This window comes from Rhodococcus sp. NyZ502 (assembly GCF_041464245.1).
Lineage (GTDB): Bacteria > Actinomycetota > Actinomycetes > Mycobacteriales > Mycobacteriaceae > Rhodococcus_F > Rhodococcus_F qingshengii.
Genome location: NZ_CP167155.1, coordinates 3,352,205 through 3,378,457, shown reverse-complemented (window position 1 = coordinate 3,378,457; position 26,253 = coordinate 3,352,205). Strand labels below are relative to the sequence as shown.

26 protein-coding genes are annotated in these 26,253 nt (G+C 62.1%); 16 read left to right on the top strand and 10 right to left on the bottom strand.

Annotated elements, in window-relative coordinates; translation table 11 throughout:
• The first annotated feature begins 34 nt into the window (after positions 1–34).
• From ACBG85_RS15640 to ACBG85_RS15630, 3 genes are read left to right on the top strand one after another with little or no spacing between them, the layout of a single operon-like run.
• Positions 35–949, top strand: coding sequence for an ABC transporter substrate-binding protein (locus ACBG85_RS15640; RefSeq protein WP_372023952.1), 915 nt, complete (start codon positions 35–37; stop codon positions 947–949).
• Positions 949–1,905, top strand: coding sequence for an amino acid ABC transporter permease (locus ACBG85_RS15635; protein WP_019748635.1), 957 nt, complete (start codon positions 949–951; stop codon positions 1,903–1,905). The genes ACBG85_RS15640 and ACBG85_RS15635 overlap by 1 nt, the downstream gene beginning before the upstream one ends.
• A complete protein-coding gene (locus tag ACBG85_RS15630) occupies positions 1,902–2,663 on the top strand; it encodes an amino acid ABC transporter ATP-binding protein (RefSeq protein WP_019748634.1) in 762 nt (253 codons plus the stop codon). The genes ACBG85_RS15635 and ACBG85_RS15630 overlap by 4 nt, the downstream gene beginning before the upstream one ends.
• Positions 2,664–2,666: 3 nt before the next feature.
• Here the strand turns inward: ACBG85_RS15630 and ACBG85_RS15625 are convergent, their stop codons facing one another.
• Positions 2,667–3,512, bottom strand: coding sequence for a class I SAM-dependent methyltransferase (locus ACBG85_RS15625; protein ID WP_311093582.1), 846 nt, complete (start codon positions 3,510–3,512; stop codon positions 2,667–2,669).
• A 337-nt stretch (positions 3,513–3,849) separates the two neighbouring features.
• On the opposite strand from ACBG85_RS15625, the gene rpsA reads away from it, so the two are divergent.
• On the top strand, positions 3,850–5,337 hold the full coding sequence (gene rpsA / locus ACBG85_RS15620) for a 30S ribosomal protein S1 (protein WP_003944095.1): 1,488 nt from the start codon (positions 3,850–3,852) through the stop codon (positions 5,335–5,337).
• A 179-nt stretch (positions 5,338–5,516) separates the two neighbouring features.
• Here the strand turns inward: rpsA and ACBG85_RS15615 are convergent, their stop codons facing one another.
• Positions 5,517–5,732: a hypothetical protein gene (locus ACBG85_RS15615; protein ID WP_003944056.1), complete on the bottom strand. Its 216-nt coding sequence runs from the start codon at positions 5,730–5,732 to the stop codon at positions 5,517–5,519.
• A 159-nt stretch (positions 5,733–5,891) separates the two neighbouring features.
• Here ACBG85_RS15615 and coaE point away from each other — a divergent pair, with 159 nt between their 5' ends.
• Positions 5,892–7,106: a dephospho-CoA kinase gene (gene coaE / locus ACBG85_RS15610; protein ID WP_030536741.1), complete on the top strand. Its 1,215-nt coding sequence runs from the start codon at positions 5,892–5,894 to the stop codon at positions 7,104–7,106.
• Positions 7,107–7,110: 4 nt separating this feature from the next.
• Here coaE and ACBG85_RS15605 read toward each other — a convergent pair whose 3' ends face one another.
• Positions 7,111–7,629 carry a DUF402 domain-containing protein gene (locus ACBG85_RS15605; RefSeq protein ID WP_054187412.1) on the bottom strand — a complete coding sequence of 173 codons (519 nt, stop codon included), beginning with the start codon at positions 7,627–7,629 and terminating at the stop codon, positions 7,111–7,113.
• Positions 7,630–7,715: 86 nt separating this feature from the next.
• On the opposite strand from ACBG85_RS15605, the gene uvrB reads away from it, so the two are divergent.
• The 3 genes from uvrB (at position 7,716) to ACBG85_RS15590 (ending at position 11,440) form a co-directional block, all read left to right on the top strand.
• Complete coding sequence (gene uvrB, locus ACBG85_RS15600; protein ID WP_007728743.1) at positions 7,716–9,878, top strand: excinuclease ABC subunit UvrB; 2,163 nt, start codon at positions 7,716–7,718, stop codon at positions 9,876–9,878.
• A gap of 45 nt (positions 9,879–9,923) precedes the next feature.
• Complete coding sequence (locus ACBG85_RS15595; protein WP_372023948.1) at positions 9,924–10,799, top strand: hypothetical protein; 876 nt, start codon at positions 9,924–9,926, stop codon at positions 10,797–10,799.
• 188 nt (positions 10,800–10,987) lie between these two features.
• On the top strand, positions 10,988–11,440 hold the full coding sequence (locus ACBG85_RS15590; RefSeq protein WP_003944055.1) for a universal stress protein: 453 nt from the start codon (positions 10,988–10,990) through the stop codon (positions 11,438–11,440).
• 1 nt (position 11,441) lies between these two features.
• Here ACBG85_RS15590 and ACBG85_RS15585 read toward each other — a convergent pair whose 3' ends face one another.
• The 3 genes from ACBG85_RS15585 to ACBG85_RS15575 form a co-directional block, all read right to left on the bottom strand.
• A complete protein-coding gene (locus ACBG85_RS15585; RefSeq protein ID WP_007728747.1) occupies positions 11,442–11,903 on the bottom strand; it encodes a DUF732 domain-containing protein in 462 nt (153 codons plus the stop codon).
• A gap of 83 nt (positions 11,904–11,986) precedes the next feature.
• Complete coding sequence (locus ACBG85_RS15580) at positions 11,987–14,269, bottom strand: ATP-binding domain-containing protein (protein WP_372023946.1); 2,283 nt, start codon at positions 14,267–14,269, stop codon at positions 11,987–11,989.
• 132 nt (positions 14,270–14,401) lie between these two features.
• The gene (locus tag ACBG85_RS15575) at positions 14,402–15,334 is read right to left on the bottom strand and encodes a DoxX family protein (protein ID WP_003944048.1); all 933 of its coding nucleotides are present in this window, start codon (positions 15,332–15,334) and stop codon (positions 14,402–14,404) included.
• Between the two features lie 245 nt (positions 15,335–15,579).
• Here ACBG85_RS15575 and ACBG85_RS15570 point away from each other — a divergent pair, with 245 nt between their 5' ends.
• The gene (locus ACBG85_RS15570; protein WP_223304674.1) at positions 15,580–16,146 is read left to right on the top strand and encodes a DUF2716 domain-containing protein; all 567 of its coding nucleotides are present in this window, start codon (positions 15,580–15,582) and stop codon (positions 16,144–16,146) included.
• A 28-nt stretch (positions 16,147–16,174) separates the two neighbouring features.
• On the opposite strand, the gene ACBG85_RS15565 is transcribed toward ACBG85_RS15570, so the two are convergent.
• Positions 16,175–16,861, bottom strand: a complete 687-nt coding sequence (locus ACBG85_RS15565; RefSeq protein ID WP_030536735.1) for an MBL fold metallo-hydrolase — start codon at positions 16,859–16,861, stop codon at positions 16,175–16,177.
• 174 nt (positions 16,862–17,035) lie between these two features.
• Here ACBG85_RS15565 and uvrA point away from each other — a divergent pair, with 174 nt between their 5' ends.
• The gene (gene uvrA, locus ACBG85_RS15560; RefSeq protein WP_024487477.1) at positions 17,036–19,996 is read left to right on the top strand and encodes an excinuclease ABC subunit UvrA; all 2,961 of its coding nucleotides are present in this window, start codon (positions 17,036–17,038) and stop codon (positions 19,994–19,996) included.
• A 71-nt stretch (positions 19,997–20,067) separates the two neighbouring features.
• On the opposite strand, the gene ACBG85_RS15555 is transcribed toward uvrA, so the two are convergent.
• The gene (locus ACBG85_RS15555; protein WP_372023943.1) at positions 20,068–20,775 is read right to left on the bottom strand and encodes an alpha/beta fold hydrolase; all 708 of its coding nucleotides are present in this window, start codon (positions 20,773–20,775) and stop codon (positions 20,068–20,070) included.
• An 80-nt stretch (positions 20,776–20,855) separates the two neighbouring features.
• On the opposite strand from ACBG85_RS15555, the gene ACBG85_RS15550 reads away from it, so the two are divergent.
• Positions 20,856–21,566, top strand: coding sequence for a YafY family protein (locus tag ACBG85_RS15550; protein WP_047270467.1), 711 nt, complete (start codon positions 20,856–20,858; stop codon positions 21,564–21,566).
• A 5-nt stretch (positions 21,567–21,571) separates the two neighbouring features.
• On the opposite strand, the gene ACBG85_RS15545 is transcribed toward ACBG85_RS15550, so the two are convergent.
• A complete protein-coding gene (locus ACBG85_RS15545) occupies positions 21,572–21,988 on the bottom strand; it encodes a DUF1801 domain-containing protein (protein ID WP_030536732.1) in 417 nt (138 codons plus the stop codon).
• 1 nt (position 21,989) lies between these two features.
• A complete protein-coding gene (locus ACBG85_RS15540) occupies positions 21,990–22,358 on the bottom strand; it encodes a DUF1844 domain-containing protein (RefSeq protein ID WP_007736262.1) in 369 nt (122 codons plus the stop codon).
• A gap of 369 nt (positions 22,359–22,727) precedes the next feature.
• Here ACBG85_RS15540 and infC point away from each other — a divergent pair, with 369 nt between their 5' ends.
• The 5 genes from infC (at position 22,728) to pheS (ending at position 26,206) form a co-directional block, all read left to right on the top strand.
• Positions 22,728–23,420, top strand: a complete 693-nt coding sequence (gene infC / locus ACBG85_RS15535) for a translation initiation factor IF-3 (protein ID WP_075833310.1) — start codon at positions 22,728–22,730, stop codon at positions 23,418–23,420.
• 43 nt (positions 23,421–23,463) lie between these two features.
• Positions 23,464–23,658: a 50S ribosomal protein L35 gene (gene rpmI / locus ACBG85_RS15530; protein ID WP_003944043.1), complete on the top strand. Its 195-nt coding sequence runs from the start codon at positions 23,464–23,466 to the stop codon at positions 23,656–23,658.
• A 63-nt stretch (positions 23,659–23,721) separates the two neighbouring features.
• On the top strand, positions 23,722–24,111 hold the full coding sequence (gene rplT, locus ACBG85_RS15525; protein ID WP_003944011.1) for a 50S ribosomal protein L20: 390 nt from the start codon (positions 23,722–23,724) through the stop codon (positions 24,109–24,111).
• 23 nt (positions 24,112–24,134) lie between these two features.
• Positions 24,135–24,965, top strand: a complete 831-nt coding sequence (locus tag ACBG85_RS15520) for an RNA methyltransferase (RefSeq protein ID WP_030536731.1) — start codon at positions 24,135–24,137, stop codon at positions 24,963–24,965.
• A 170-nt stretch (positions 24,966–25,135) separates the two neighbouring features.
• Positions 25,136–26,206, top strand: coding sequence for a phenylalanine--tRNA ligase subunit alpha (pheS, locus tag ACBG85_RS15515; RefSeq protein WP_003944109.1), 1,071 nt, complete (start codon positions 25,136–25,138; stop codon positions 26,204–26,206).
• The last annotated feature ends 47 nt before the right edge of the window (positions 26,207–26,253 follow it).

Below are 26,253 nucleotides of genomic sequence, written 5' to 3'. Positions count from 1 at the left end.
CGATGAAAACGCACGGGCACCAAGGCCACGTGGCGTGAGTTATGGCTCGAGCAGTGGCGGGCGTATCCGCGCCAACGTGGTGCGAGTCTTGTTGGTGGGCTTGATCGTCGCACTGTGCGGCGGGTGTGTGACCAACAACGAGGGCCTCGTTCCGGAGGGGCCGCCACTTGACATCCAGAAGGTGCCCGAGATCGCCGCCCTGTTGCCCCCGAACGTCAGGGAGTCGGGCAAGCTGCAGGTCGGGGTCAACATTCCTTACGCACCAAACGAATTCAAAGATGAGAATGGCAAAATCGTCGGCTTCGACGTCGACATCATGAACGCAGTGGCGACTGTGCTCGGGATCGAAGCTGTCTATAACCAGGCCGACTTCGACAAGATCATCCCCGCTATCCAGTCGGGAAGCTACGACCTCGGCATGTCTTCGTTCACCGACTCCAAGGAGCGGGAGAAGTCGGTCGACTTCGTCACGTACTACAGCGCAGGTATCCAGTGGGCTCAGCGGCCGGACAATCCCGTGGACCCGAACAATGCGTGTGGGTTGCGAGTGGCGGTACAGACCACAACTACCGAGGACATCGACGAAGTACCCGCCAAGAGCGAGGCATGCGTTGCTGCGGGCAAGCCGCCCATCGAGAAGATTAAGTACGACAGTCAGGACGACGCGGCCAACGCACTCATCCTGGGTCGAGTCGACGCGTTGTCCGCTGATTCACCGGTGACCGGCTACGCGATCAAACGGAGTAAGGGGCGGATGGAAGCTGCGGGTCAGCCCTTTGATTCCGCGCCGTACGGCTGGCCGATCGTGAAGGGTTCCGCCCTCGGTCCCGCCCTGCAGCAGGCAATGCAGTACCTGATCGACAACGGTGTCTATCAACAGATCGCGCAGACCTGGAGTGTCGAGGCCGGCGTCATCGAAGTATCCAAGATCAACGGCGCGGAAAGCTGATGAACATGACAACAACTGAGACCGGCGATCCGGTGCCGATCAAGGCGATTCCACTACGCAGACCTGGTCGTTGGATTGCCGCGGTCGTCGTCGTGGTCCTCTTCGGACTGTTCGTTTACGGCGCGGCGACCAACGAAGCCTTTGCATGGGGGACTTACGGTCAGTATCTGTTCGACAAACGCATCTCCGCTGGTGCGTGGACAACGATCCAGCTGACGGTGCTGGCAATGGTGATCGCGATCGTCCTCGGTGTGATTCTGGCAGTCATGCGACTCTCTCCCAACCCGGTGCTTCGCGCCGCGGCTTGGGGCTATCTGTGGATCTTTCGAGGAACACCTGTCTACGTGCAGTTGGTCTTCTGGGGCCTGTTCCCGTCGATTTACAAGAGCATCGATCTCGGTATTCCCTTCGTACATCAGTTTGCGCACATCAATCTCCAGGACTTGCAGGCAGCGTTTCTGTTTGCCGTGATCGGTTTGGCATTGAACGAGGCCGCCTACATGGCCGAGATCGTCCGCGCCGGCGTGAGTTCGGTCAACGAGGGCCAGACCGAAGCATCTGTTGCATTGGGTATGACGTGGAGTCAGACGATGCGACGAACCGTTCTACCGCAGGCGATGCGCGTCATCATTCCGCCGACCGGTAACGAGGTCATCAGCATGCTCAAGACCACCTCGCTCGTGACGGCGGTCCCTTACAGCTTCGAGTTGTACGGTCGAGCGCGCGATATCTCGGGCGCCAACTTCGAGCCGATTCCCCTGTTGATGGTGGCGGCGACGTGGTACCTCGCAATCACGAGTCTGCTCATGATCGGGCAGTACTACGTCGAGCGTCACTATTCGAAGGGCGCAACCCGAGCACTGACCACACGCCAACTTCAGGCACTGGCCGACGCGCAAGGAAAAGCTACGGTAGTGGAAACGCTTCCGGATACCCCCGGAGGAGAACGCAAATGACCCCCATGGTGAAAGCAGACCGAGTTTGTAAGAACTTCGGCGCATTGGAGGTCCTGAAAGGGATTTCGCTCGAAATCGACCCCGGTCAGGTCCTGTGTCTCGTCGGGCCGTCCGGGTCGGGCAAGTCGACGTTCTTGCGCTGCATCAATCACCTCGAGCAGGTCAACGCCGGCCGACTGTACGTCGACGGCGACCTGGTGGGCTACTCGGAGAAGAACGGAAAACTGTACGAACTTCACCCGCGAGCAGCGGCCAAACAACGCCGCGACATCGGGATGGTGTTTCAGCACTTCAATCTGTTCCCGCACCGCACCGCTCTCGAGAACATCATCGAAGCGCCGACGCAGGTGAAGCGCGTCAGTAAGAAGAAGGCTGTCGAACGAGCGAAGGACCTCCTCGATCAGGTCGGGTTGAGCGCCAAAGCCAACGCCTACCCGGCCCAGTTGTCGGGTGGTCAGCAGCAAAGAGTTGCCATCGCCCGCGCCCTCGCGATGGACCCGAAGCTCATGCTGTTCGACGAGCCGACGTCCGCGCTCGACCCCGAACTGGTCGGTGAAGTTCTCACCGTGATGAAGCAGTTGGCCAAAGAAGGCATGACGATGGTGGTCGTCACCCACGAGATGGGATTCGCCCGCGAGGTCGCCGACCAGTTGGTGTTCATGGACGGGGGAGTTGTGGTCGAGGCAGGCGAGCCGCGGGAACTCCTGGCCAATCCTCAGCACGACCGGACCAAGGCTTTCCTGTCGAAGCTGCTGTAGCCGTCAGGGTTTGACGGCGCTGAAAATTGCAGTGCCCGGAAAGAGTTGGCCGCGCAGGGGACTCCACTGTCCCCATTCGCGGTCCAACCACTCCGGCCATTCGGGCTCGATGATGTCGCGCACCTGAAGTCCGGCGGCGACGATCTCACGAACCCGGTCGCCGATGGTGCGGTGATGCTCGACGTAGGTGGGGACTCCGTTGTCATCGACCTCGACATACGGGGTGCGGTCGAAGTAGGGGAGGGTCGCGGTCAAGCCCTTCGGCCCGGGATCGTCGGGGAAGATCCATCGAATCGGATGGTTGACGGCAAAGACCCACGATCCGCCGGGACGCAGAACCCGGGCGACTTCGTTCATCACTCGCTGCGAATCGGCAACGAACGGGACGGCGCCGAACGCGGAACAGACGATGTCGAAACTCCCGTCGGCAAACGGCAGGAGTTCCGCACTTGCCTGAATCAACGGGACTGCCGGTCCGCCGGCATTCATCGCGTCCTGCCCGCGGGCGAGCATCCCCATCGAGATGTCGAGACCGACGGCCCGAGCACCATGTCCGGCGAGCCATCGGGCACACGGTGCCGAGCCGCAACCCACTTCCAATATGTCTTTGTCGACTATGTCGCCGAGCAAGTGGTGATCGCCCTCGTGCAGCCCTTCGGGGCACCAGACGAATTCACCTTCCGCGCTGTTCACGCCCAGAAACTCGCCGTGGGTTCGGTGGTAATCGTCGGCGTCGGCGTCCCACCACGCACGGCTGGCGCAGTCGCTGGCACTCGAATCGACACGGACTCGGCCGACGCCGCTGGTACCGAGAATGGAATTGGCAGCGGCATGGCGCTCGTCAGACATGAACAACACAGTAGAACGGGTGATGCGGGCGCAGGGTACCCGGGTTTGCCCGGCAAGATAGCCGACGCGTAGTCTTACTCACGCGAGTGTCTGTCATCCGACCGATTGTCTATACGAGATCTTTACCAAGGTCTCGGAATCGGTCGGACCGAGGGAGCTCGCGGTGCGCTTCCGCGGTGTGGAATGTGATCCGGTATTCGGTTGTTCGTTATTGATGCAGCTGGGTACTTCGATCTAGTACTTCACAAAGTACTTCCAACATTTGTACGCCACAGTTGCGCATCTCGTCCGACAAAATCCATCAACCGACCACAACTCGTCCGGAGCAATTCAACATATGCCCTCCACAACCGTCACCTCGCCGCAGGTTGCCATTAACGACATTGGCTCCGCCGAGGACTTCCTCGCCGCCATCGATGCCACGATCAAGTACTTCAACGATGGCGACATCGTCGAAGGAACCATCGTCAAGGTCGACCGCGACGAGGTTCTGCTCGACATCGGTTACAAGACCGAAGGCGTCATCCCTTCTCGTGAGCTCTCCATCAAGCACGACGTCGACCCCAATGAGGTCGTCTCCGTGGGAGATGCGGTCGAGGCTCTCGTCCTCACCAAGGAGGACAAAGAAGGTCGACTGATCCTGTCGAAGAAGCGCGCTCAGTACGAGCGTGCCTGGGGCACCATCGAGGAGCTCAAGGAGAAGGACGAGGCCGTCAAGGGCACCGTCATCGAGGTCGTCAAGGGCGGCCTCATCCTTGACATCGGTCTTCGTGGCTTCCTCCCCGCTTCGCTCGTCGAAATGCGTCGCGTCCGCGACCTCCAGCCGTACGTCGGCAAGGAGATCGAGGCCAAGATCATCGAGCTCGACAAGAACCGCAACAACGTGGTCCTGTCGCGCCGCGCATGGCTCGAGCAGACTCAGTCCGAGGTTCGCAGCGAATTCCTGCACCAGCTCCAGAAGGGCCAGGTCCGCAAGGGCGTCGTGTCCTCCATCGTCAACTTCGGTGCATTCGTGGACCTGGGCGGCGTAGACGGTCTGGTTCACGTTTCCGAGCTGTCTTGGAAGCACATCGATCACCCGTCCGAGGTTGTCGAGGTCGGCACCGAGGTCACCGTCGAGGTTCTCGACGTCGACCTGGACCGCGAGCGCGTCTCCCTGTCGCTCAAGGCAACGCAGGAAGATCCGTGGCGTCAGTTCGCCCGCACGCACGCCATCGGCCAGATCGTGCCCGGCAAGGTCACGAAGCTGGTTCCGTTCGGTGCATTCGTGCGCGTCGAAGAGGGAATCGAAGGCCTCGTTCACATCTCGGAGCTCGCTGAGCGCCACGTCGAGGTTCCGGACCAGGTTGTCGGCGTCGGCGACGATGCACTCGTCAAGGTCATCGACATCGACCTCGAGCGTCGTCGTATCTCGCTGTCGCTGAAGCAGGCCAACGAGGATTACAACGCCGAGTTCGATCCGTCCAAGTACGGCATGGCCGACTCGTACGACGAGCAGGGCAACTACATCTTCCCCGAGGGCTTCGATCCCGAGACCAACGAATGGCTCGAGGGCTTCGACAAGCAGCGTGAAGAGTGGGAGAACCGCTACGCCGAGGCTGAGCGTCGCCACAAGATGCACACCGCTCAGATGGAGAAGACCGCTGCAGACGAGGCCGCTGAGGCTGCCACCGCTGCTGCCGGCTACTCCTCGGAGACGGCTGCTGCAGACGACGCCGAGGCTCCGGCTGCTGCCGGCTCCGCTCCGGCCGAGTCCGCTGGCGGATCGCTTGCCAGCGATGCACAACTCGCCGCACTTCGCGAGAAGCTGTCGGGCAACGCATAAGGATTACCGCTTGATCTGATCAGGCGAGATCTGTGAAGAACCCCGCCCCTGCACGTGCAGGGGCGGGGTTCTTTTCTCTGCCAGGTGTCACTTGCGAGCGAAGAATCAATTCAGTGAGTGAACACAAAAATGACCGGCACCGAAGGGTTGCCGGTCATTTTGTACTTCGTGAAGAGAACTCAGTTTGCGGGAGCAGGCACCCAGTAGGTGGCGGTCGCTTCGGCTGTGCGCTTACGCATCGACGCGAAGCTGTGTCGGCCTTGGCTCACGAGCATCGTGAACCACGTACGACGGTGCTCTGCCAGGGCAAAAGCAACTTCGGGAAACTCTATGCAGTGCACGCCGTTCGGCATTCCGAGGCGGTGCTGACCGTGATGGTCGCGATCTGCTCGCATGGCGTCCACTTTCTCGAGAAGGTGCAGGTACAGGTGCGTTCGCTAGAACATAACCGCACGGTCACCGAAATTGTGGTATTTGAGCCTCGAACGCCCCGGCGTGTTCGATCAGTAGGCGTGTCTGAATCTCTCGGGCGCGGAGATGAGAGACTGTCGAGTGTGTTGAGAGTTGGCCTCACTGGAGGCATCGGAGCCGGTAAGTCGACAGTGTCGAAAATCCTCAGCGAACTGGGAGCCGTCATCGTCGACGCCGACCTGATCGCCCGAGAAGTGGTCGAGCCCGGTACTCCGGGACTTGCCGCTCTGGTCGATGCATTCGGCGACGGGATTCTGTCCGAGGACGGCAGCCTCAACCGACCCGCGCTAGCGTCGTTGGCGTTTGCCGACGACACGTCACGCGGAACTCTCAACGGCATCCTCCACCCACTGATCGGTGCGCGGACGATGGAGCAGATTTCGTCTGCGCCGTCGGATGCAGTGCTCGTTCAAGATATTCCGCTGTTGGTCGAGGGTTCGATGGCGCCGGCATTCAATCTGGTCGTCATCGTTTACGTCGACGAGGAGGAACGAGTTCGGCGCTTGGTGGGCTCGCGCGGCATGCCTGAATCCGACGCTCGTGCGCGCATCGCAGCGCAGGCAAATGACGATCAGCGTCGTGCTGTTGCCGACGTGTGGCTCGACAACAGCGGAGAGCCGGGTTCACTCGACGACGTGGTCCGCGACTTGTGGGCGAATCGACTTGTTCCCTTCGAGAAGAACCTCCGCGAGGGCACGGTAGTGCGCGCACTGCCCGAGCTGACTCCAGCCGACCCGTCGTGGCCGGCGCAGGCCGAACGAATCATCGGCCGGTTGTCGTTGGCGTCCGGTGACCGTGCGCGCCGTATCGATCACATCGGATCGACCGCAGTGCCTGGTCTCGATGCCAAGGACGTGATCGACATTCAGATCACTGTCGAGCACCTCGGCGTTGCCGACGATCTCGCGGAAGATCTGGCCGCTGCCGGGTTCCCCCGGATCGAGCACATCGTCGCCGACGACCCGAAACCGTCGTACCTCGGTGGCGAGACCGATCCGGCGGTGTGGGCGAAGCGAATTCACGGAAGCGCCGATCCAGGGCGCCGCGCGAACATTCACATTCGGGTGGACGGTTGGCCAGGTCAGCAGTTCGCGATCCTCTTCCGCGACTGGCTTCGCGCCGATGCGTCGGCGCGTGCCGAATATGCCGAACTCAAGGTCAAGGCAGCCGAGAGTGCCGCCGGCATCGACGACTACGCCGCTGCGATCGACGCCTACCTGGGAGTCAAGACGCCGTGGTTCGACGCCGCTTTCCACCGGGCATGGGAGTGGGCCGAGAAATCAGGCTGGTCCCTCTAACCACTCAGCGCCACGTGACCGGCATGCCCACCGAGGTGAGCCAGGCGTCGAGATCGTGACCGTGGGCGGCGATGCCGTCGATAGCGCGGGCCGCGTTCAGCATCGCACGCTCTGACGTCTTCGGGTCGAGAATCCCGGCGGTGTTCGCCTCGAGCAATTCGTCGACGTCGAGCAATTCGACGCTGCGTCCGGTCTGCACGATCAGGTCGAGGTAGTGGTCCTCGGACGTCCAGACCTGGTCGCCGCGGATGAAGTCGCCGATGTCGACATAGAAATCCCAGTCTCGGATGTGTTCCGGGGTGAAGTGCAGGATCGACGCCCGAATTCCGAGTTCGGGAATGATCCAGGACTCCAGGTAGTGAAACCGGGGATGGTCGGCGTGGCGCGCCATGTACAGCCCCCACGGTTCTTCGCGGTAGTGCTCGACCGGGCGAACGAAGCCCTTGGGATCGACGTTGGTGCGAGCTGCGATGTCGAAGGTTTCGACCTTCGGCCGGTGAATGTGGGGACGTTCCTCGCTCATGGTCGAAGAACCTACCGCCGAACTGCATTTTCGGCTGAACGCGGACGAGCGGGCATTGTGTCGGTAGGTGCGCTTACCCTGGTTTCATGGCGTTTGCTTCCGAACATCCCGTGGTCGCGCATTCCGAGTTTCGGCCGGTTGGTGACATCGAGCGCTCAGACGCGCGCTTCGAGGTCGTCAGCCCGTACGAACCGGCAGGCGATCAGCCGGCAGCTATCGCCGAGCTGGAGAAACGGATCAACGAGGGGGAGAAGGACGTAGTCCTCCTCGGTGCGACCGGTACCGGCAAGTCGGCCACGACTGCGTGGTTGATCGAGAAGCTGCAGCGCCCGGCTCTGGTGATGGCTCCGAACAAGACTTTGGCGGCTCAGCTCGCGAACGAGCTTCGGGAAATGCTACCCAACAACGCGGTCGAGTACTTCGTCTCGTACTACGACTACTACCAACCCGAGGCGTACATCGCCCAGACGGACACCTACATCGAGAAGGATTCGTCCGTCAACGACGATGTCGAGCGGCTGCGCCACTCGGCGACGTCCAGCCTTCTGTCACGACGGGACGTGGTCGTGGTGGCATCGGTGTCGTGCATCTACGGCCTCGGTACACCGCAGTCGTACCTCGATCGCTCGATTCAGCTGGACGTCGGTGTGGAGGTGCCGCGGGATGCGTTCCTGCGTCTGCTCGTCGACGTTCAGTACAACCGCAACGACATGGCGTTCACGCGAGGTTCGTTCCGCGTGCGCGGCGACACGGTCGAGATCATTCCGTCGTACGAAGAGCTGGCGGTCCGCATCGAATTCTTCGGTGACGAGATCGAGGCACTGTACTACCTCCATCCACTGACTGGTGACATCGTTCGCCAGGTCGACACGGTTCGTATCTTCCCGGCGACGCACTACGTCGCCGGCCCTGAACGCATGGAGCGTGCCGCCAAGGACATCGAGGCGGAACTCGAAGAGCGACTCGCCGAGCTCGAAGGCAAGGGCAAGCTCCTCGAGGCTCAGCGTCTGCGCATGCGTACGCAGTACGACCTCGAGATGATCAAACAGGTCGGATTCTGCTCCGGCATCGAGAACTACTCGCGCCACATCGACGGCCGTGGCCCTGGAACTGCCCCCGCAACCTTGATCGACTACTTCCCGGAAGATTTCCTTCTGGTCATCGACGAGTCGCACGTGACGGTTCCTCAGATCGGCGCCATGTACGAGGGCGATATGTCGCGCAAGCGAAACCTGGTCGAGTTCGGATTCCGGCTACCGTCAGCAACAGACAACCGCCCTCTGACTTGGGAAGAATTCAGTCAGCGGATCGGTCAGACCGTCTACTTGTCGGCGACACCAGGTAAGTACGAGTTGGGTCAGTCCGGCGGTGAGTTCGTCGAGCAGGTGATCCGCCCGACCGGATTGATCGATCCCGAGGTCATCGTCAAACCCACCAAGGGACAGATCGACGATCTCGTTCACGAAATCCGCGAGCGAGCGGAACGTGACGAGCGTGTGCTGGTCACGACGTTGACCAAGAAGATGTCGGAAGATCTGACCGATTACCTGCTCGAACTCGGTATTCGCGTCCGCTACCTGCACTCGGATATCGATACGCTCCGGCGAGTCGAGTTGCTCCGTCAGCTCCGCCTGGGGGAGTACGACGTGCTGGTCGGCATCAACCTCCTGCGTGAGGGACTCGACCTTCCCGAGGTGTCGCTGGTCGCGATTCTCGATGCCGACAAGGAAGGTTTCCTACGTAGCTCCACCAGCCTCATTCAGACGATCGGCCGAGCGGCTCGAAATGTATCCGGTCAAGTGCACATGTATGCGGACAAGATCACCGCTTCCATGGCGCAGGCCATCGAGGAAACCGAGCGACGACGCGAGAAGCAGGTCGCCTACAACGAGAAGATGGGCGTCGACCCACAACCTCTACGCAAGAAGATCGCGGACATTCTCGATCAGGTGTACGAGGAGGCAGAGGACACTGCGGCGTCCGTGGACGTCGGTGGTTCGGGTCGCAATGCGACGCGTGGTCGGCGTGCGCAGGGTGAGGCCGGTCGTGCGGTCAGTGCGGGTGTGTACGAGGGGCGCGACACCAAATCGATGCCTCGGGCCGAATTGGCAGATCTGGTCAAGGAACTCACCGATCAGATGATGAACGCTGCACGTGACCTTCAGTTCGAGTTGGCTGGGCGATTGCGAGACGAAATCTCGGATTTGAAGAAGGAGCTTCGAGGAATGGACGCCGCGGGTCTCAAGTAGGTCGCCTCGCGTGCGTTCGTGCTTTCGACCGCTACGGTTTCAGGTATGGATGCACAGACTGCAGGCAAGACCGCGCGGACTCTCGAACTTCTCCATTCCTTGGCGTACTTCGTCCCGGAGACGGAGAAGGAACTTGTCGGCGTCGGGTTGGAGCCTGGCCGAATGGTGTACTTTGCCGGGCGATCAGCTCCGCTCGGCGCTCCACCCGCGACTGTCGTCACGGCCACCTTCTTCAACTTCAATCCTGAATTGATCGCCAGTGTCATCCCACGTGCCTGGGAATTGGCAAGGCCCACAGAGGTTGCCGCCGCGCGGTATCGGGCAATCGACGCGGCGTACGTCCGCCTGTTCGGTGCAGACGTGACAGGATCGGCGGACATGGCCGAGGCCGCCGAACTCGTGTCGATCGCTGCCCAGAACATTCCTGGAGTGGACGGCCGCCCTCTGTACGCGGGTTGGGCGTCGCTCGACTGGCCGGCCGAGCCGCACCTGCGTTTCTGGCACGCGCTGACACTGCTGCGTGAGTATCGCGGTGACGGCCACATTGCGGCCCTTCAGACCGCGGGATTGAACGGCCTGGACGCGTTGATCACGCACACCGCGACGGGAATCGGGTTTCAGCGCAAATTCGCGCAGACTCGTCGCGGATGGTCGCAGGAACAGTGGGACGAGGCCGTCGAGAGTTTGAAGGACCGCGAACTGCTGGATCGTTCGTCCGGTGCGCTGACCGAGGACGGGCAGGACTTGCGTGACGTCGTCGAAGACCTGACGGACGACCTCGCTTTGGCTCCGTGGGATGCGCTGGGTGAGGAGGGTGCCAAGCGGTTGCTGGAATTGGCGACGCCGTGGCGTACCGCCCTGGTCGAGCAGGAAGTATTTCCGGCGGCGCTGTTCGGGCCCCGCTTTGGCAAACTTCGCTGAGTGGTCACCACCGAACAAATGTGTCTGTGACGAAGAATCACATTCACTGTGGGCTTGTGGCGTGTACTGCAAATAACACTATCCGCGGCACAATCCCGCTAATGTCAGCGCAGCGGTTGTCGAGCGGGCGCAACAGCGTTGCGCCCGGTGCCGGCCGTACCGTCCGTCCCGTAACCATGGAGGAATGAATGAGTGCCTACCGGACCGTTGTCGTAGGAACCGATGGCTCCGAGTCGTCACTGAAGGCAGTCGACAGAGCTGCCGCCATTGCCAGTGGCTCGGACGCTCAGCTCGTCATCGCGTGTGCGTACTACCCGGCTGATCCCAAGGACGTGAGCGCTGCCGCTGATGCGTTGGGTAACGAGGCCTACCAGGTCACCGGTTCCGCTCCGACCTACGAGATCCTTCGCACCGCTCGTGAGCGCGCACATGCCCAGGGGGCAAAGGATGTTGTCGAGCGCGCCGTCGTCGGCGCTCCCGTCGAATCGCTTCTCGCTTTGCTCGACGAGGTGAAGGGCGACTTGCTGGTCGTCGGAAATCGCGGATTGAACACGTTGACCGGGCGTCTACTCGGATCGGTGCCTTCCGATGCCGCTCGCAAGGCGACGTCCGATGTCCTGATCGTGCACACCGTTCGCTGAACTACCGGCAGTAGTCGGCCTCGGCCGCATCGACGAACACTTCAGCCAGCTGATCGGCGCTGGGGGGTGTTGTCGATGCGGCCGAGCCGTTTCCGGAGGTGACCATTGGTTCGCTTGCTCCGTTCAGCGATACCGCCCGCAGATTCGCGATGATCATCGCTCGATCCGTTCCGGCCGCGAGCTGCTGGCAGACGCCGTCACCGAGCGCCTGCAACATGTCGTCGGAAAAGGCGGGCGTGACCCCGGTAGACGCAAGCGCCGCCCGCAGCCGATCTGCCTCGTCTACCGGTTTTTCTGTCGGTGCGGCAGCAACAGCAGCGATGTCGTCGCTGCCGGCAGCAGCCGTCGAACTCGAATCATCCTCTGAGCAACCGGCTGTCACCGCCGCAAGCATCCCGACGCCGATCACCACGCGAGCGATCTTGCGGATGGGTGCGGCGGAACTTGCGGGCAGGCCAAGCACGAGGGGTCATTCCTTCAGTCGTCGACACAAATTGGAGTGACACCACCATTCGTGGTGTCACGCACGAACCTACTCCGTGATGCTCACGAATCGAAGGCCAACTCTGCTGCTTCGACGCCGTCGAGAACCGAGGGGAGCGACTCGACGTGAATGATGCCGAGCCTCTGGGTAGCGCGGGTCAATGCGACGTAGAGGTCGTTCATTCCGCGTGGTGACTCGTCGAGAATGTCGGCAGGTTCGACGATCAATACGGTGTCGAACTCGAGTCCCTTGACGTCCTTGACGGACAGGACGCTTACGGTGTCACTCGCAATGCCCGCCAGATCGGCAACGACCTCGGAACCGGCGATCACTGCGGTGATACCGGGATGCGACTCGGACTCGATGCAACGGCGCACGGTCGATTCCAATTCTTCGGCCGTGGTCTTGAGCGCCCACGGCGCGAATCCGCTGTCGCGTACCGACCGGGGCACGGATTGCTCCGGGTCGATCTCTTCGAGTACACGGTGCGCGACATCCATGATCTCCGAAGGAGTTCGGTAGTTGACGGTCAGTTCGGTGAGCTTCCAGCGCTTGGCGACGTAAGGCTCGAGAATCTTCTGCCAGGACGAGGTTCCCGCCGGATCCCCGGTCTGGGCTGTATCGCCGACCAACGTCATCCAGCGATTCGGTATGCGCCGCATCAGCATTCGCCACGCCATTTCGGAGAGCTCTTGGGCTTCGTCGACGATCACGTGACCGTAGGTCCACGTCCGGTCGCCGGCAGCGCGTTCCGCCGTCGTCTGACGCTGACCTTGATCGTGGCGTTGGGCGAGTTGGCTGGCGTCGATCAAGTCGTACGCCATCAAGATCTCGGGATCCATCTCGTCCTCGAGGTCCTGTGGTGCAGAGCCGGTGAGGATGTCGAGGGCGCCCTGAGCGTCGGCGATCTGCGCGCGCCATTCACGTTGTGCGCGTTCGCGTTCGGCGGCGTCGTCGACGCCGAGAATCTCGGCCAGTTCGTCGAGCAGGGGAGCATCGGCCGCACTGAAACCCGGTCCGACGCTCTGCAGAAGCTCGTCGCGTTGGGCGTCGTCGAGTTGCGGTGCTGCCTTGGCCAACCGCGCCGGCGACGTCCACAGTTCCGCGAGGATTTGCTGCGGCGACAATTCGGGCCACAGCTTCGCGATGGCGGACATGATGTCCGGGTCCTCACGCATCTCGTCGCGAATGTCGGCGATGTCGTCCCGACTGAGGAGTGACCCACCGTCGACGAGGTTTCCGCCGATGAGTTCGGCCATCTGCAGTGCCAACGCCTCGATGACTGCTGCCACGAAGATCGGGCGCGCCAGGTTGTGTGGGCGACGCGACGACCGAGCACGCCCGCGCGCCTTCGTGACAGTCTTGCGATCCAGTTTCAAGTCGTACGTGTCGAATCGAAGGGTTATCGGCTTCGACGGAACTTCCTGCCGATCCCGGACGGCGTTCTTGAGTACGTCGAGGATCGCGAGGGAACCCTTGATCTCACCGGCGGCGAGGGAATCCGTACGAGTCGCACGCACTCCGGGATACAGGTCCCCGATCGTCGAGAGCAGAACTCCGGTCTCGCCGAGTGAAGGAAGGACCTGGCTGATGTAGTCGAGAAACGTCGCGTTCGGCCCGATGATGAGAACTCCGGCCTTGGCCAGTTGCTGACGGTAGGTGTAGAGCAAGAAGGCGGCACGGTGAAGGGCGACTGCGGTTTTGCCGGTACCCGGACCGCCCTGGACCACCAGAACGCTTTTGTGCTCGGAGCGGATGATGGAATCTTGCTCACTCTGAATGGTCTCGACGATGTCGTTCATCTGACCCGTACGCGCTGCGTTCAGAGCGTCCAGGAGAGCGCTCTCACCGGCGACGCCGCCGGCTTCGGTCACCACGCCCGCGGCGCGGGCTGCGTCGAGGTCCAGATATTCGTCGTTGATGCCGGTGACGGTGCGGCTCCGACTGCGAATATGGCGTCGCCGCTTCACGCCCTCAGGTGCCGCGGGCGTCGCCAGATAGAACGGGCGTGCCATCGGAGCTCGCCAGTCGAGCAGTAGCGTTTCGTAGTCGTTGTCGGTGTCCAGAATTCCGAGTCGGCCGACGTAGCGTCGCTCGTCGTCGAAGTCGATGCGTCCGAAACACATTCCGTTCTCGGCTGCGTCGTACTTGGCGAGATCCTCGGTGTACATGGCGTTGAAGGATTCGCGTTCACTGCGTGCTTGCGGGGTTCCGCCGGTCTCGAGGAGGACCGTGCTCAAGCGAGTTTGGGCATACTTTCGAAGATCGTCGAGACGGGAGTACAACATCGTCACGTACTGCTGCTCGAGCTCTTGCTCGTTCAGTGACGGGTCCGCGTCGGGCAAAGGATCTCCTAGGCTTGATGAGAAATTCACGCGCTGCAAAAGCGCCACGACAGTCTAGTTCCCCCAGATGAACTGCCGCATAGATACAGGTCAGGCCACCCGAAGGTGGCCTGACCGTGTCTTTCAGTGCACTCAGTGCGTCAATTCGTCCTTCTTGGCGCGAGCCTTTTCGAGCGCCTTCTCGGCGCGCTTTCGGGCACGCTTACCCAGCACCTCGGTCTGCTCCGACGCCGTTTCGGCCCACTCGTTGCTCTTTTCGAGCGCGAGTTCGGCGAACTCGGAGCTGCGCTTGCTCGCCAGCTCTGCCAGTTCGGCGCTGCGCTCGCGTGCGGTCTCGGCCAGTTCGGAGCCGCGCTTCTGCGCGACTTCGAGGATGTCCGGGCCGCGTTCCTTGGCGACCTCTCCGAATTCCGCGGCTCGCTTGCTCGCGATCTCCGCGAACTCGGAGCTGCGCTCCTTCGCAAGTTCGAGCCAATCCGTGCCGTGTGCCTTCGCGGTTTCGGCAAGCTCGGAACCGCGTTCGGATGCCACCGACAGAGCATGCTCGACGCGATCGCTCGTGTGATCGGTCTGCGATGCGACCAATGGAAGTGCCGCGGCGATAGACGCCTGGGCTTTCTTCGCGGCGCGACGGCCGCGCCAGCCGAGCGACGGCTTGCCCTCGGTGTCGACGGAGGCGATCATCAGTCCGCCGAGCAAGCTGACGTTCTTGATGAAGTTGGTGCGCTGCATCGCTCGCAGTGACGGATCGGTTTCGTTCCAGAAGTCGTGACCGGCAAGCGTGGTCGGTACCAGGCTCCCCGCGAGCACCAACGACGCGAGCCGCGGCGCCTTGCCGGTGGCCAGCAGGGCACCGCCGCCGATCTGGACGGCGGCGTTGATCTTGACGAGTGTTTCCGGATCAGCAGGCACCTTCTGCGTCACTGCTCCTGGCAGCGTCTCGACGGATTTGTCGATCAGCGGTGACGCTTTGGCTGCTCGCTGAGCAGGGTTGCGCAAAGCATCGATTCCCCCGGCGATGAAGATCGTGGAAAGCAGTGGACGAGCAATTCGACGTACCAGCATGTTTCAAGCCTCCCGATGTAGGTTCGTTTTCCACCCTAGCGATCTCACAAGGAATTGGTCCGGTTCGGCGATCCCGGCACGCCTGACCCGGTTGACGGATTCCTGGTCGCCGAAACGCGCTGTACTGCGACGATGACTTCTCCACTGATCCGGACACACCGTTCTGAAGTATCCGTTACCGCGTATCCGCATACGGCGTGTTCGAAGGTGTCACAGTATGCGCACCGTTCGAGCACGATGGTGTTGTGACCACCAAGATGACTCAGAACTTCGGCTCGACCCTTCCCACCGGCTGGGGACAGCTGTCGGACGAGGAGAACGAGAGAAACTGGGCGATCTTTCGTGACCGCTTTGGGTTCACGCCCGGCATCGACGCACGATCTTGGCCCGCCATCGCCGAGCCCATCCCGTCCGTGGTCTTCGATTTGGGTGCGGCGCCAGCTGCGACTCCAGGGGCGTGGGCCGCTCGCGTGGATGCGATCAACGCCGAAGCGCTGCGCTGTTTTGTCACCGATTTGAACGACGATCCCAACTTCGTCGTTCTGGATTGGCAGCATCCGGGCTACACCTTCGACGCGGAGGCACACGCTGCTGCGAAGGAGCTTGCGGAGTGGCGTGTCCCGGTCTATCCGAACGGTGACTACTACATATTCAGTCGGGACGACTTCACGGAAGGGACCTTCGGCCATCCGTGGGAACGCACGCTGTGTGTGTTCGGGGAACGGATGGTCGAAGGACTGGGCCGGACTCTGTCGACCTGGCTTCCGCGACTTCGGGTCAACGGTGAACAGGTCGACAGCCAAGTCGGTTAGCGGGGTCCAGTACGGAACAGGTGAAACGTCACCAACCGCGTTCGCGCCACTCCGCCAGGTGCGGGCGCTCGGCGCCGAGCGTCGTGTCCTTGCCATGCCCGGGGTAGACGACGGTCGCGTCGTCGTACCTTCCGAACAGCTTGTTTTCCACGTCGTCGAGCAGAGAAGTGAACTTCTCGGGGTCGGCGGTCTTGCCTACTCCGCCGGGGAAGAGTGAGTCGCCGGTGAAGAGGTGAACCTGTCCGCTCGGTTCGGTGAGAGCCAGCGCGATGGAGCCGGGCGTGTGGCCGGACAGGTGAATGACGTCGAGGCTCAAGTTGCCAACGGTCACCTTGTCGCCGTCTTCGAGGAGCACGTCCGGGGTGACGGGAAGGACCTCTGCGTCGAGGGGGTGCGCGGCGGTCGGCACCTTGGTTGCGGCGTGAACGTCTTCGAGGGCCAACCAGTGATCGCCGTGCTGGTGGGTGGTGACGATGGAATCGAAAACAGGTGCTTCCTGTTCGATAAGCGCGATGATCTTCTCGGCTTCGTTGGCCGCATCGATCAGGAGAGATTTCCCGGTCGTGGAACAGACGACGAGGTAAGTGTTGTTGTCCATGGGGCCGACCGACATCTTCGTGATGACGGCGCCTTCGACTGTGCGCCGCTGAGGGGCAGAATCGGGGGAGACCTGACCGGTGTAGGAGTCGTCGATCACGATGGGCTGATTCGTCATGAAACGCAGGCTACCTTCGAATAGGGGCAGGTAGAGCGATGGGCTCGCCTGGTGAGAAAAACGTGTCGGTGGCTCGGCCTACGATGACGATCGCTCGAGGACTCGCGTTTGCGAGGCCACTCGAGACTTCTCCGGGGGGACGGCCCCGGACGATTGACAATGAAGGGAATTGGTGTGGCGGATCGCCTGATCGTGCGGGGTGCGCGTGAGCACAATCTGCGAGGAGTCGATCTCGACCTCCCGCGAGACAGCCTGATCGTCTTCACCGGGTTGTCCGGCTCCGGCAAGTCCAGCCTCGCGTTCGACACGATCTTCGCCGAAGGTCAGCGCCGCTACGTCGAGTCGCTCTCGGCATACGCGCGTCAGTTCCTCGGTCAGATGGACAAGCCGGATGTGGACTTCATCGAGGGATTGTCTCCTGCGGTGTCGATCGACCAGAAGTCGACCAACCGCAACCCCCGTTCGACGGTGGGCACCATTACCGAGGTCTACGACTACCTCCGACTTCTCTATGCCCGCGCAGGTTCGGCGCACTGCCCGGTGTGTGGTGAGAAGATCGCACGTCAGACGCCCCAGCAGATCGTCGACCAGGTGCTCGAGATGGAAGAGGGCATCAAGTTCCAGGTCCTCGCACCAGTGGTCCGTACTCGTAAGGGCGAGTTCGTCGATCTCTTCGATCAGCTCAACACCCAGGGCTACTCGCGAGTGCGCGTCGACGGTGTCGTCCATTCGCTGGCCGATCCGCCGAAGCTCAAGAAGCAGGAAAAGCACGACATCGAAGTAGTGGTCGACCGATTGCAGGTCAAGGCGAGTTCGAAGCAGCGCCTGACCGACTCGGTCGAGACCGCACTTCGCTTGGCTGAAGGCATCGTGGTCCTCGACTTCGTCGACCGTGAAGAAAATGCACCTGATCGTGAGCGTCGTTTCTCCGAGAAGCTGGCCTGCCCGAATGGCCACGCACTCGCGATCGACGATCTCGAACCGCGCTCGTTCTCCTTCAACTCGCCCTACGGCGCCTGCCCGGAATGCACTGGCCTCGGTATCCGCAAGGAGGTCGACCCGGATCTGGTGGTTCCCGATCCCGACCTGAGCCTCGAAGACGGAGCGATCGCGCCGTGGTCGATGGGCCAGAGTTCGGAGTACTTCGGACGGTTGCTCTCCGGCCTCGGCGACATCCTCGGTTTCGACATGAAGACGCCGTGGAACAAGTTGCCGGCGAAGGCCCGCAAAGCAATCCTCGAAGGCAGCGAGGAGCAGGTTCACGTCCGGTACAAGAATCGGTACGGCCGTACCCGTTCTTACTACGCGGAGTTCGAAGGTGTGATGCCGTTCCTGCATCGCCGGCTCGAGCAGACCGAATCGGATCAGATGAAGGAACGGTACGACGGGTACATGCGCGACACGCCGTGCCCGGCGTGTGGTGGTGCTCGCCTGCGCCCGGAAATCCTGTCGGTAACTATCGCGGCTGGAGACTTCGGCAGTAAGTCCATCGCCGAGGTCTGTGAACTGTCGATCTCCGATTGCGCGGACTTCTTGAACAGCCTCACTCTCGGTTCGCGCGAAGAGGCGATTGCGGGTCAGGTCCTCAAGGAAGTTCAGGCACGACTCGGGTTCCTGCTCGACGTCGGCTTGGAATACCTTTCCCTCTCGCGTGCCGCTGGCACGTTGTCCGGTGGCGAGGCCCAGCGAATCCGCTTGGCAACGCAGATCGGTTCCGGACTCGTCGGCGTGCTGTATGTACTCGACGAGCCGTCCATCGGCCTGCATCAGCGTGACAATCGACGACTGATCGAAACCCTGACGCGCTTGCGCGACCTCGGCAACACGCTGATCGTCGTCGAGCACGACGAAGACACTATCCGCACGTCCGACTGGGTAGTCGACATCGGACCGTACGCCGGCGAGCACGGCGGCAAGGTCGTCCACAGCGGACCGTACGAAGAACTGCTGACGTGTGAAGAATCTCTGACCGGCGCCTACCTGTCGGGTCGCAGCTTCATCGAGGTTCCGGCCATTCGTCGGCCGGTGGATCGCAAACGCCAGGTCACGGTCGTCGGAGCTCGCGAGCACAATCTCGACGGCATCGACGTGAGTTTCCCGCTGGGTGTTCTCACCGCTGTCACCGGTGTCTCCGGTTCGGGCAAGTCGACGTTGGTCAACGACATTCTCGCGACCGTCATGGCGAACAAGCTCAACGGTGCACGCCAGGTGCCTGGCCGTCACACACGAATCAACGGACTCGATCAGCTGGACAAGCTCGTGCAGGTCGATCAGTCTCCGATCGGCCGGACTCCACGATCGAACGCGGCGACGTACACCGGCGTGTTCGACAAGATCCGAACCCTGTTCGCGGCCACCACGGAAGCGAAAGTCCGCGGTTACCAGCCCGGCCGATTCTCGTTCAACGTCAAGGGCGGACGCTGCGAGGCGTGCTCCGGCGACGGAACGCTGAAGATCGAGATGAACTTCCTGCCGGACGTGTACGTGCCCTGCGAGGTATGCCACGGCGCCCGGTACAACCGCGAAACGCTCGAGGTCCACTACAAGGGCAAGTCGATCGCCGAGGTACTCGACATGCCTATCGAGGAAGCAGCCGAGTTCTTCCAGCCGGTCACCTCAATTCACCGGTACCTCAAGACGCTGGTCGACGTCGGCCTGGGCTATGTCCGACTGGGTCAGCCGGCTCCGACTCTGTCCGGTGGTGAAGCGCAGCGCGTCAAGCTCGCCGCCGAATTGCAGAAGCGGTCCACCGGTCGCACGGTGTACATCCTCGACGAGCCCACCACGGGTCTGCATTTCGAGGACATCCGCAAGCTCCTGATCGTGATCAACGGTCTGGTGGACAAGGGCAACAGCGTGATCGTGATCGAGCACAATCTCGACGTGATCAAGACGTCGGACTGGGTCGTCGACATGGGGCCCGAGGGTGGATCCGGCGGCGGAACCGTTGTGGCGCAAGGTACTCCGGAAGACGTTGCCGCGGTCCCCGAGAGCTACACGGGCAAGTTCCTCAGTGAGGTTCTCACCGCACAGCACGCGCCGGTCAAGGCCAAGCCGATCACCAAGAAGCGTGCAACGAAGGCAGTTGCCGCAAAGAAGGCCGCGCCACGGAAGAAAGCCGCTTCCGTGAGCTAGTAGAACGTGAGCAAGTAGAAATCGGTCAGTGATGCCGGGTCGGAATCGACCCGGCATCACTGCTTTGTCGATCAGGAAGTGCTGGCCTCGAGAATTACGTTGGCGACCTCTTCGGGGCGCGACCACATCGGCCAATGGCCGGTCGGGAGGTCGACGTACGTCACGGGGAGTTTCGCCAGTTCGGCGGCCATCGGATGACCTCCGTCGGCCATCTGGGCGATCACCGCGGAGGGGAACGTGCTGCAAACGACGGTTGACGGCACCTGGTAGCGCTTTTCGTTCATCAGGACAATCGGCTCACGCGCGGGCCCAGCCGGTTCGGGTACCGCGTTGGCGCGGAACGTCTCCAGAGCTTTCTCGTCGAGTCCTTCGAGGCTGCTGCCGTCCGCTTCGAGCTCTGCCCACGTGGGGAGCGGAATCTCGATGACATCGGAAGCCAGATCCGGTCGCAGCGCTGCGCCGTCGGGCATGGGGCCCGAGTCGACGTAGACGATCCGAGCGACGCGATCCGGGATGCGATCGGTGACGGCGTACCCCACCGGGCCGGCGCCGCTGTGTACGACCAAGACCGTGCGCTCGTCGGAGTCCGATACGGCGTCGACGACTGCACGGACGTGAGCGTCGAAGGTGACCGCTGATCGATCTGTGTCTACGGCGTCGAGCCCGGGCAGTGTCAGGCTGGTCACGCGGGTGTCGGAACGCTCGAGGTGGGGGAGTACTGCATCCCAAGCCCATGAACCGAGCCAGAATCCGGGAACAAGAACGATGTGAGTTTTCATGTACTCACAGTGCACCCGGGTTGGTGACAACAGAGTGTCACCAATTATGTCACCGTTTGGTATCGGAATCTGAGACACTGGTGAACGTGAATCGAGCTGCGAGATTGCATGCTCTCGTCGAGGAACTTCGGCGACAGGGCGATCGAGGGACTACGTGCTCCCGATTGTCCGAGGAATTCGGTGTCACCACCCGGACGATCAAGAGGGATATCGAGACGCTGATGATGTCGGGTGCGGCGATCGAAGCGCGCTCAGGCCCCGGGGGTGGTTACCGACTCGTGGGTCGCGCCACGCTACCGCCGGTGAATTTCACTGTTCCGCAAGCAGTTTCGATCGCGTTGGCCTTGACGGCGATGGGTGATGCTCCGTTTGCGCCGGATGGGCGAGCAGCGCTGGCGAAACTGCTCGATGTGATGGACGAGGAGAGTCGTCGTAAGGTCGCGGAGCTCGGTGGCCGCGTGTGGATTCGCGGTGACGGCGGGGCTCTGACGGATTCGCGCGCGAACCGGCAAGCCGTCGAGCAGGGTCTCGAGCAGAGCCGCGTCGTGTCGTTGCACTACGTGGACGGGGACGGTGCGGAGACGGTGCGGGCAGTTGAGCCGCACATTCTGGCGCAGGACCGTGGGCAGTGGTTTCTTATCGGCTGGTGTCGCCAGCGCGACGCGGTGCGGTGGTTTCGACTCGATCGAATGCGTCGGGCCACGCTGACGAACGATCACTTCACACCACGCGATTCGACCGTCTTCGGGCAACCGCCCGAAGACGCTCGGCCTGTTTCTCCCCGTAGGTGAGTGACTCAGTCGATCATGTTGCGGGCTGCGGCAACGGAATCCGTGATCAGTTCGGTCAGGGCCGTCACATCGACGTCGCTCAGCCGTTTGACGTACAGGCAGCCCTTGCCGATTTTGTGCTTGCCGAGGCGAGCGAGCGTGTCGGTGTAGTCGTCGAAGTTCAGCGACAAGTACAACGTGAGCGCGGTGGCCCTGGGGGAGAACCCGATCAGTGGGGTGTCACCTTCGTGGCCACTCGCATATCGGTAGTGCCGTGCCCCGAATCCGATGATGCTCGAGCCCCACATGACAGCAGGCTCGCCGGTTGCGGCCGACAGCAGGGAGATCAGCTCCACGGCGTCGGCGCGTTTGCGGTCGTCGACGCGTGAAATGAATGCGTCGACGTCCTCGGGCGTCGGTTGAGTCTTGTTGGCGGTTGCCAACTCAGTAGACCGGACCGGTGAACTTCTCGCCCGGTCCCTTTCCTGGCTCGTCCGGGTGCGAGGACGCCTCACGGAATGCGCGCTGCAGGGCTTGGAGGCCTTCACGGATGGGTCCGGCATGAGGGCCGAGGTATTCGACCGACGCAGTCACGAGTCCGGCAAGTGCCGTGATGACGCGACGCGCTTCGTCGAGGTCCAGGTAGGGGCTGGAAGACGGATCGGCGTCGGAGAGGCCGAGTTTTTCGGCAGCTGAACTCATCAGCATCACTGCAGCACGGCTGATGACCTCGACCGCGGGAACTTCGGAGAGTTCGCGGACGTCGGGGTTCGCGCCGTCGGTGTTCTGTTCTGCCTCGAAGTTCTCACTCATGGATGTAAGGATTCCATCAGGCCGTGACGGTGTTGAATCGGGCCTCTCCCGGCAGCACTGGGAGCGGCACCGATTTCTTTCATCTGTGGCGACCTGTTACTCTTGTTGCAACGACCGCCTCCGACTTGTTCGGGGGCAGCAAGTGGAGTCCGACTCCCACCTCTGCGCGGCAGGTGAAACTGCAGTTCAGTGGTTCCGGTCACCTGTTATCGGAGATCATTCTTCGTCAGGTTCCTCGCTCAGTCGAGGAGATAGGTTTCGGCGTGAGCTGGATCTTATGTGATCGGTCGACATCGGGCCCCGCGGATGAGCAATCATCACAGCGGGGCTTTTTTGTTGGGGTGCGGGCGGTACGGGCTGCGTGCGGTCATGAAGACCGCACCGTTCAACCTAGGAGGCCCCATCAGCACTGAGACCCGCATCAACGATCGTATCCGCGTTCCCGAGGTTCGTTTGGTCGGACCTGGCGGCGAACAGGTAGGCATCGTGCGTGTTGAAGATGCACTCCGCTTGGCCCTTGAGGCCGACCTCGACCTGGTCGAGGTAGCTCCTGACGCCCGTCCACCGGTCTGCAAGATCATGGACTACGGCAAGTTCAAGTACGAGGCTGCGCAGAAGGCACGTGAGTCACGTAAGAACCAGCAGCTGACGGTCATCAAGGAGCAGAAGCTCCGACCCAAGATCGACGACCACGACTACGAGACCAAGAAGCGCAACGTCGTTCGCTTCCTCGAAGCCGGTTCCAAGGTCAAGGTCACGATCATGTTCCGCGGACGTGAGCAGTCACGCCCCGAACTCGGCTACCGCCTTCTGCAGCGTCTGGGAGCAGACGTCGCAGATCTCGGATTCGTCGAAACCTCGGCAAAGCAGGACGGCCGAAACATGACGATGGTCCTGGCACCGCACAAGGGCGCCAAGACTCGTGTCAAGGCGCAGGAGAGCGCTCAGGCGCCAGTGGCTCAGGCTGCTCCGCGTCCGGCTCCGGCCGCACCGGCTTCCAGTGAAGCAGCTCCGGAAGCACCGACGACCGGCGATGCCGCTCCCGAGGCTCCGGCCAGCTAGTCGATTTCCCAAGATCCACCACGTAACAAGAACTGAGGACTCCATGCCCAAGATGAAGAGCCACAGCGGCGCCTCGAAGCGATTCAAGGTGTCCGGCAGCGGAAAGCTCATGCGCCAGAAGGCCGGCCGTCGCCACCTTCTCGAGCACAAGTCCAGCAGGGTTACCCGTCGTCTCGACGGTGTCGCTGTTGTCAGCCCTGACGACGCTCCGCGCATCAAGCGCATGCTCGGCATCTGAGTCGCCCCCTTACTGACCACCCGGGGCCGTACTTTCAGCCCCTAGATTGACAGGATTTTTCAAGTGGCACGCGTAAAGAGGGCGGTCAACGCCCAGAAGAAGCGTCGTTCAATTCTTGCTGCATCCAGCGGCTACCGTGGACAGCGTTCGCGTCTGTACACCAAGGCCAAGGAGCAGCAGCTCCACTCGCTCACCTACGCGTACCGCGACCGTCGTGCGCGCAAGGGCGAGTTCCGCAAGCTGTGGATCACGCGTATCAACGCTGCAGCTCGTGCAAACGACATCACGTACAACCGCCTCATCCAGGGCCTGCGTCTGGCAGAGGTCGACGTCGACCGCAAGATCCTGGCCGAGCTCGCTGTCTCCGATGCCGAGGCCTTTGCCGGCCTGGTCGCACTCGCGAAGGCCGCTCTGCCGGCTGACGTGAACGCTCCTGCCGGAGAAGCAGCCTGATTCACGCATCACAGCAACGGCCCGTGGACCCGCTCACCGAGCGGACTCCGCGGGTCGTTTCTGCTGTCAAGCTCCTGCGCACAGCAGAACGACGCAAAGCAGGACGTTTCCTCGTCGAGGGCGAGAACTCGGTCACCGAACTGTTGAACGGTGCACTCTCGAATGGCGAGGCCCGCCCGGTACACGACCTCTTCTACACCGAGGACGCAGCCGAGCGCTATCAGCACGTCATCGATCGGGCGCTGACCGCTGGAGTTCGTGTTGCTCGTGTGACCGATCGAGCAATCAAAGCTCTCAGCGATACCGTCACGCCGCCCGGACTCGTTGCCGTCAGCGATCTACTGGACGTACCGCTGAGCGCAGCCGTCCATCAGGAGACCCGCCTGCTCGCAGTGCCGGTCGAGGTCAACGAACCAGGTAACGCGGGCACCGTCATTCGCATCGCCGACGCAGTGGGTGCCGATGCGGCAATCCTCGCCGGCGACAGCGTCGATCCGCATAACGGCAAGGTCGTTCGTTCGTCGGCGGGCAGCCTGTTTCACCTGCCAGTCGTCCGCGATCGAGACACAGTGTCGGTGATCGAGCAGATTCGCGCAGCCGGCATTCAGATTCTCGCGACTGCAGCTGACGGCGAGGTCGATCTCGACGAGGCCGACGAGTTGCTGAGCAAGCCGACGGCCTGGCTGTTCGGTAACGAAGCGCACGGTCTCGATCCGGCGATCGCCGCGCAGGCTGATCATCGGGTCAGGATTCCGATCCATGGCCGCGCCGAAAGCTTGAACCTCGCGACAGCGGCGGCAATTTGCCTGTACGCAAGCGCGCGGGTGCAAAATCGCGCCACCGATCACGGCTGAAAACGCACGCGAAGACCTCACGGAATCCCATTTGCGGAAGCCTGAGACAATACAAGAGCAGAGACAATGCTCGAGCGAGTTCGAAAGCTCGCTCGCAGTACAAGAAGTAAGCAGTACAAGAAGCACGCAGTACGAGAAGTAAACCGAGAAGCGACAGGAGCGTCACAGCCGTGGCCAAAAATGAGGGCGCGACACCGCCGGAGGTCGACGCGAGTGTACTCACCGAAGAGGCGTTGACCGCTGCGGCTGAGAACGCCGAGAAGGCGCTGGCGGACGCCGCTGACCTGGATGCGCTGGCGCACGTCAAGGTGGAGCACCTGGGGGACAAGTCCCCGATCGCCCTCGCTCGCCGGGGACTCGGCAGCCTTCCGGGCAAGGAAAAGGCGGACGCCGGTAAGCGCGTCAACATCTTCCGCACTCGGATCAACAACGCGTACGACGCTCGTCGTGAGGTCCTCCTCGCCGAGCGTGACGCCGCGGTGTTGGTTGCCGAGGCAATCGACGTCACTCTGCCTTCCGATCGTCACCCCGTCGGGGCGCGTCACCCGATCAGCCTGATTTCCGAGCAGGTCGCCGACGTATTCGTCGCGATGGGTTGGGAAGTTGCCGAGGGTCCGGAGGTGGAGACCGAGCACTTCAACTTCGACGCGCTCAACTTCTTGCCGGATCACCCTGCCCGCACGATGCAGGACACCTTCCACCTGGCACCCGAGAACTCGCGCCAGGTGCTGCGTACCCACACCTCGCCGGTGCAGGTCCGCACCATGCTCTCGCGTGAGGTACCGATCTACGTGGTGTGCCCGGGCCGCACGTTCCGCACCGATGAACTCGATGCGACCCACACGCCTGTCTTCTCGCAGGTCGAAGGCCTGGCCGTCGACAAGGGCCTGACCATGGCCAACCTGCGCGGGACTCTCGACGCGTTCGCTCGTGCCCTTTTCGGCCCCGAGACGCGTACCCGTATGCGCCCCAACTACTTCCCGTTCACGGAACCGTCGGCCGAGGTCGATGTCTGGTTCGCGAACAAGAAGGGCGGCGCAGGCTGGGTCGAGTGGGGCGGCTGCGGCATGGTCAACCCGAACGTTCTGCGCGCCAGCGGTATCGATCCCGACGAGTACTCGGGTTTCGCATTCGGCATGGGCCTCGAGCGGACCCTGCAGTTCCGCAACGGTATCCCGGACATGCGCGACATCGTCGAGGGTGACGTGCGTTTCACGCTGCCCTTCGGTGTCGCAGGCTGACCGATCCGGTCCGCGGAACCTTCACAAAGACTTATCGACAAACGAGA

Bases quoted from the DNA above. Each gene is read 5' to 3' on its own strand.
- ACBG85_RS15635 (WP_019748635.1), top strand. From the start codon at position 949: ATGAACATGACAACAACTGAGACCGGCGATCCGGTGCCGATCAAGGCG.
- ACBG85_RS15630 (WP_019748634.1), top strand. From the start codon at position 1,902: ATGACCCCCATGGTGAAAGCAGACCGAGTTTGTAAGAACTTCGGCGCA.
- ACBG85_RS15625 (WP_311093582.1), bottom strand. From the start codon at position 3,512: ATGTCTGACGAGCGCCATGCCGCTGCCAATTCCATTCTCGGTACCAGC.
- rpsA (WP_003944095.1), top strand. From the start codon at position 3,850: ATGCCCTCCACAACCGTCACCTCGCCGCAGGTTGCCATTAACGACATT.
- ACBG85_RS15615 (WP_003944056.1), bottom strand. From the start codon at position 5,732: ATGCGAGCAGATCGCGACCATCACGGTCAGCACCGCCTCGGAATGCCG.
- ACBG85_RS15605 (WP_054187412.1), bottom strand. From the start codon at position 7,629: ATGAGCGAGGAACGTCCCCACATTCACCGGCCGAAGGTCGAAACCTTC.
- uvrB (WP_007728743.1), top strand. From the start codon at position 7,716: ATGGCGTTTGCTTCCGAACATCCCGTGGTCGCGCATTCCGAGTTTCGG.
- ACBG85_RS15595 (WP_372023948.1), top strand. From the start codon at position 9,924: ATGGATGCACAGACTGCAGGCAAGACCGCGCGGACTCTCGAACTTCTC.
- ACBG85_RS15590 (WP_003944055.1), top strand. From the start codon at position 10,988: ATGAGTGCCTACCGGACCGTTGTCGTAGGAACCGATGGCTCCGAGTCG.
- ACBG85_RS15575 (WP_003944048.1), bottom strand. From the start codon at position 15,334: ATGCTGGTACGTCGAATTGCTCGTCCACTGCTTTCCACGATCTTCATC.
- ACBG85_RS15565 (WP_030536735.1), bottom strand. From the start codon at position 16,861: ATGACGAATCAGCCCATCGTGATCGACGACTCCTACACCGGTCAGGTC.
- ACBG85_RS15555 (WP_372023943.1), bottom strand. From the start codon at position 20,775: ATGAAAACTCACATCGTTCTTGTTCCCGGATTCTGGCTCGGTTCATGG.
- ACBG85_RS15540 (WP_007736262.1), bottom strand. From the start codon at position 22,358: ATGAGTGAGAACTTCGAGGCAGAACAGAACACCGACGGCGCGAACCCC.
- infC (WP_075833310.1), top strand. From the start codon at position 22,728: ATGAAGACCGCACCGTTCAACCTAGGAGGCCCCATCAGCACTGAGACC.
- rpmI (WP_003944043.1), top strand. From the start codon at position 23,464: ATGCCCAAGATGAAGAGCCACAGCGGCGCCTCGAAGCGATTCAAGGTG.